General features: G+C 73.1%; 4 protein-coding genes. 2 read left to right on the forward strand and 2 right to left on the reverse strand.

Going from position 1 to position 5148, the window contains the following annotated elements:
* Nucleotides 1–4: 4 nt before the first annotated feature.
* The gene (locus tag WH07_RS31995; protein ID WP_079023728.1) at nt 5–814 is read right to left on the reverse strand and encodes an IclR family transcriptional regulator; all 810 of its coding nucleotides are present in this window, start codon (nt 812–814) and stop codon (nt 5–7) included.
* Nucleotides 811–1938: a sugar kinase gene (locus WH07_RS32000; RefSeq protein ID WP_269801406.1), complete on the reverse strand. Its 1128-nt coding sequence runs from the start codon at nt 1936–1938 to the stop codon at nt 811–813. The genes WH07_RS31995 and WH07_RS32000 overlap by 4 nt, the downstream gene beginning before the upstream one ends.
* 317 nt (nt 1939–2255) lie before the next feature.
* Between WH07_RS32000 and WH07_RS32010 the strand changes: the two genes are divergently transcribed.
* Together WH07_RS32010 and WH07_RS32015 are read left to right on the forward strand one after the other, a co-directional pair.
* On the forward strand, nt 2256–3686 hold the full coding sequence (locus tag WH07_RS32010) for a type III PLP-dependent enzyme domain-containing protein (protein ID WP_079023729.1): 1431 nt from the start codon (nt 2256–2258) through the stop codon (nt 3684–3686).
* A 10-nt stretch (nt 3687–3696) separates the two neighbouring features.
* On the forward strand, nt 3697–5148 hold a 1452-nt coding region (locus WH07_RS32015; protein WP_046507928.1), incomplete at its 3' end, for an N-acyl-D-amino-acid deacylase family protein.

Raw genomic sequence — 5148 nt, forward strand, 5'->3', positions numbered from 1 at the left:
GCACTCATCCTTCGGAGGCGTCCTTGACGGGGACGGGGGCAGGGACAGAGGTGGGGGCAGCTGCGGGTGCGGGCGTACTGCCGGAGTACTCCCGGCTGATGGCGTCCGCGGTACGGCGTACCAGCGGAAGCAGGGTGAGGAGTTCCTCGGCGGTGACGACGACATTCGGCGCGGACACCGACATGGCCGCGACGACCCGGCCGTCCGTGCCGCGGACGGGCGCGCCGACGCAGTTGATGGACTCCTCGTGGCCACCGAGGTCGGTGGCCCAGCCCTGTTCGCGCACGGCCGCCAGCTCCTTGAGGAAGGCGGCGGCGTTGGGCGTCGAGCGGGACGTGTACGCGGGATAGTCGAGCTTCTCCGCGACGGCGCGGCGCTCGGGCTCGGGCAGATCGGCGAGCAGCAGCTTGGCCACGGCGGCGACGGTGATCGCGACGGGCTTGCCGATCCGTGAGTACATACGGACCGGGTAGCGGCTCTCGACCTTGTCGATGTAGAGGACCTCGTTCTCCTCGTACACGGCGAGGTGGACGGTGTGCCCGATCTGCTCGTTGAGCGCGGTGAGATGCGGGTGCGCGATCTCCCGTACGTCCAGGTTCTCCACGGCCTCCTGCGCGAGCGCGAACAGGCGCGCGCCGAGACGGTAGCGCTGGTCCTGCTGGCGGTGGACGAGCCCGTGCTCATGGAGCGTACGGAGCAGCCGCAGCGCGGTGGACTTGTGCACGCCGAGCCGGTCGGCGACCTGCCCGAGATCGGCGGGGCCCTGGGCGAGCAGCGGAAGGATGCTCAGCGCGCGGTCGACGGTCTGGCTCATGGGGTGCGTACCTCCTGCTCCGTGGCCTCCGTCCAGCCGGGGCCGAGACGAAGTCTCCCCCACGCGCCGTCGTCGAGGTCCGCGAGCCGGTCGGCGTACGCGCGGGAGGGCGGCGCACCGAGATCGCCGGGGACGGTGAGGGCGGCGGCGGCCATGAGATGCCCGTGCCGCAGCCGGGCGACGGGGGGCAGACCCCGCAGGGCGGCGGACAGGAACCCGGCGGCGAAGGCGTCGCCGGCGCCGACGTGCGCGACGACATCGACGCGGAGGGAGGGTACGGAGACGACGAGGTCGGGTGCGGTGGCGGTGCCGTCGGGCTCGCGGGTGCTGTCCGGGGCGCGGAGGCCATCCGGCTCGCGGGTGCTGTCCGGGGCGCCGGGCCCGTCCGGCTCGCGGGTGTACAGCGTCGCGCCCGCGCCGCCGTGTTTGACGACCAGGGTGCGCGGTTCCGGGAGCGCCGCGCGGATCGCGGCCGGGCCGTGCAGGTCCCAGGCCTCGGCCGCCTCGTCCTCGCCGACGAACACCAGATCGGCGCCGCGCGCCAGGTCCAGCAGTACGCGGGCGCCCGAGGAGCCCGCGGAGGAGCCGCGCCACAGGCCCGGGCGGTGGTTGACGTCGAAGGAGACCAGCGGGCGGCCCGGGGTACGGGTGGTCAGCTCGCGCATCAGCGCCAGACAGTCGTCCGAGAGCGCGGCGGTGATCCCGGACAGATGCAGAACGGCGCCCGACCACAGATCCCCGGGCGCCATGTTCCCCGGCGACATCGCGGAGGCGGCGGAACCGGCCCGGTAGTAGACGACCTCGTGCGCGTCGGTGGCCCGGTCCGTGGCCGTACGGAAGTAGATACCGGTGGGGCGGTCCGGGTCCCGGCGGACCCGCGAGGTGTCGACCCCGTACGCGGCGACCGCGTCCACGAGGTGGTCGCCGAAGCCGTCGGCGCCCACGCGGCTGACCCAGCGCACCCGGTGCCCGGCCGCCGCCAGCGCACAGGCGACATTGGACTCGGCGCCGCCGATCGTACGGTCGAACGAGGGCACGTCCCGGAGCGGTCCCGGCCGGGTGGGCAGGAAGGTGACCATGGACTCACCGAGGCAGACGACATCCGTGTCCACGGCTCCGGTCACGGTGGGACTCCTCGTCGCTCGTCCCGCCGCCGGGGGTGACGGGTGATGTTGACGGGGTCACCATTGACCCGCTGACGCTCGGATGTTAGACAGCGGGGAGCGAAATGCGCAATGGCCGTTGCAAGTATCGCAATGCCCGCCCGGGCCGCACCGCCTGCACTGCCTGTACCGCCTGCATCGACCGCACCGCCTGCACCAACCGCACTGTCTGTACCGACCGCACTGTCTGTACCGACCGCACGACCGCACTGCCCGCACCGACCGCCCGGACACTGCCGGACCCAGCACACCGGACCCAGCACAAGGGGAGGCCCCCGATGCCCGCCGACCGCGCCACGGAACAGCAAGGCCGAGGAACGGACCCGCTCCCGCAGCCCGGGGCACGCGCCTTCGACCCCCGGCCCCTCGATCCCCGGCTAGCGAACGAGCTGGTCGACCACCGCTTCAAGGGGCTTCCCCCGGACGCCGAAGGGCTCACCGTCGCCGCGCTCGCCGGTCAGCGGCGGTCGCTGTTCACCGGGGGGTTCACCACCCCCGTCCTCGCGCTCTCCGCCGAGTCCGTCGAGCACAATCTCGTCCTCCTGGAGTCGTACTCCGCCCGGCACGGGCTCGCCTTCGCGCCGCACGGCAAGACCTCCATGTCCCCGCAGCTCTTCGCGCGCCAGCTCGACCACGGCGCCTGGGGCATCACCGCCGCGGTCCCCCACCAGGTGCGGGTCTACCGGGCGTTCGGGATCCAGCGGATCTTCCTCGCCAACGAGCTGGTCGACGCCGCCGCCCTGCACTGGCTCGCCGGCGAGCTGGACCGGGACCCGGGCTTCCGCTTCATCTGCTACGCCGACTCCGTACGCGGTGTCGAGCTGATGGACGAGGCGCTGCGCGCGGCCGGCGCGACCCGCCCGGTGGAGGTCGTGGTCGAACTGGGCGCGGGCGAGGGTGCCCGTACCGGAGCCCGTACGGAGGCCGACTGCGCGGCCGTCGCCGACGCCGTCGCAGCCGCGCCCACCCTGCGGCTGGCCGGAGTCGCCGGGTACGAGGGCGAGGTGCCCGCGGCCGACGGCGACACCGTCCGCGCCTGGCTGCGCCGACTGGTCGCGCTGGCGGCCGACTTCGACAAGGCGGGCCGGTTCGCCGACGCCACCACCGACGCGAACGCCACCGCCACCGAAGCCACCAGCACCGGCACCGAAGCCACCGCGCCCGAGGCGCCCGCACCCCCCGAGATCGTCATCAGCGCCGGCGGCAGCGCCTGGTTCGACGCCGTCGCCGATGTCTTCGCCGAGATCCCGCCGCTCTCCCGCCCCGTACTGAAACTCCTCCGCTCCGGCGCGTACATCTCCCACGACGACGGCCACTACCGCCATCTCACCCCCTTCAACCGCGTCCCCGAAGAAGGCGCCCTCCAGCCCGCGTTCCGGCTCTGGGCCCAGGTCGTCTCCCGCCCCTCCCCCGCCCAGGCCTTCGTCAACGCGGGCAAGCGGGACGCGGCGTACGACCTCGATCTGCCCGAGGCACAGGTCGTACGGGACGGCCGCACCGGCGAGATCCGCCCGGCCGCCGGCATTACGGTCACCGGTCTGTCCGACCAGCACGGCTGGCTGACCACCACGCCGGACGCGGACCTCGAAGTCGGGGACTGGGTCGGGATGGGCCTTTCGCATCCGTGCACATCGTTCGACAAGTGGCAGCTCATCCCGCTGGTGGAGGCGGACGGCACGGTCACGGACCTCGTCCGTACCTTCTTCTGAGAGGCCGGACATGGATCTCGTCATCCGGGACGCGCGGGTCGTCGACGGTACGGGCGGCCCGTCGTACCGCGCCGACGTGGGCATCACCGACGGGCGTATCAGCGCCATCCGCAAGGAGTCGGAGAGCGGCGGCCGGCTCAGCGGCGCGCGGGTCCTCGACGCCGACGGTCTCGCCCTCTCCCCCGGCTTCATCGACATGCACGCGCACAGCGATCTCGCGCTGCTGCGCGACCCGGACCACTCGGCGAAGGCCGCGCAGGGCGTGACCCTCGAAGTCATCGGCCAGGACGGGCTCTCGTACGCGCCGGTCGACGACAGGACCCTCGCGCAGGTACGGCGGACCATCGCCGGCTGGAACGGCGGAGCGCCCGGCGACACGGGCGTCGACTTCGACTGGCGTACGGTCGGCGAGTATCTGGACCGGCTCGACCACGGCTTCGACGGCCGGGGCATCGCGGTCAACGCCGCGTATCTGGTCCCGCAGGGGACCGTCCGTATGCACGCGGTCGGCTGGGACGACCGGCCCGCGACCGACGCCGAACTCGCCCGGATGAAAAGGCTGGTGGCCGAGTCGCTGGAGCAGGGCGCGGTCGGGATGTCCTCCGGGCTGACATACACACCCGGGATGTACGCGGACGATTCCGAACTCACCGAGCTGTGCCGGGTGGTGGCGGAGTACGGCGGCTACTACTGCCCGCACCACCGCTCGTACGGCGCCGGGGCGCTCCAGGCGTACGAGGAGATGGTGACGGTCGCGCGCCGGGCGGGCTGCGCCCTCCATCTCGCCCACGCCACCATGAACTTCGGGGTGAACAAGGGCCGTGCGCCCGAGCTGCTGGCGCTGCTGGACCGGGCGCTGGAGGCGGGCGCGGACATCTCGCTCGACACGTATCCGTACACCCCCGGCTGCACCACGCTCGTGGCGATGCTGCCGAGCTGGGCGAGCGAGGGCGGCCCGGACACGATCCTGGAGCGGCTGCGGGACGAGGGGACGGCCGAGCGGATCCGCCACCATCTGGAGGTCGTGGGCTCGGACGGGTGCCACGGTGTGCCCATCGAGTGGGACACGATCGAGATCTCCGGTGTCTCGGCGCCGGGGCTCGCGGACCATGTGGGCCGTACGGTCGCGGAGTCGGCCCGCGCGCACGGCGAGGCACCGTGGGCGACGGCCCGGCGGCTGCTGGTCGAGGACCGGCTCGGCCCGACGATCCTCCAGCACGTCGGCCATGAGGAGAACGTCCGCGCGATCATGCGCCACCGGGTGCACACCGGCGGCAGCGACGGCATCCTCCAGGGCGCGAAGCCGCACCCGCGTGCCTACGGCACGTTCCCGCACTATCTGGGCCGGTACGCGCGTGACCTGGGCGTCCTCTCCCTGGAGGAGTGCGTGTCCCACCTCACGGCCCGCCCCGCCGCCCGCCTCCGCCTCCCCGACCGAGGCCTGGTGGCCGAGGGTCACCAC

The sequence above is a fragment of the Streptomyces odonnellii genome (assembly GCF_000981895.1).
In the GTDB taxonomy this organism is placed as follows: domain Bacteria; phylum Actinomycetota; class Actinomycetes; order Streptomycetales; family Streptomycetaceae; genus Streptomyces; species Streptomyces odonnellii.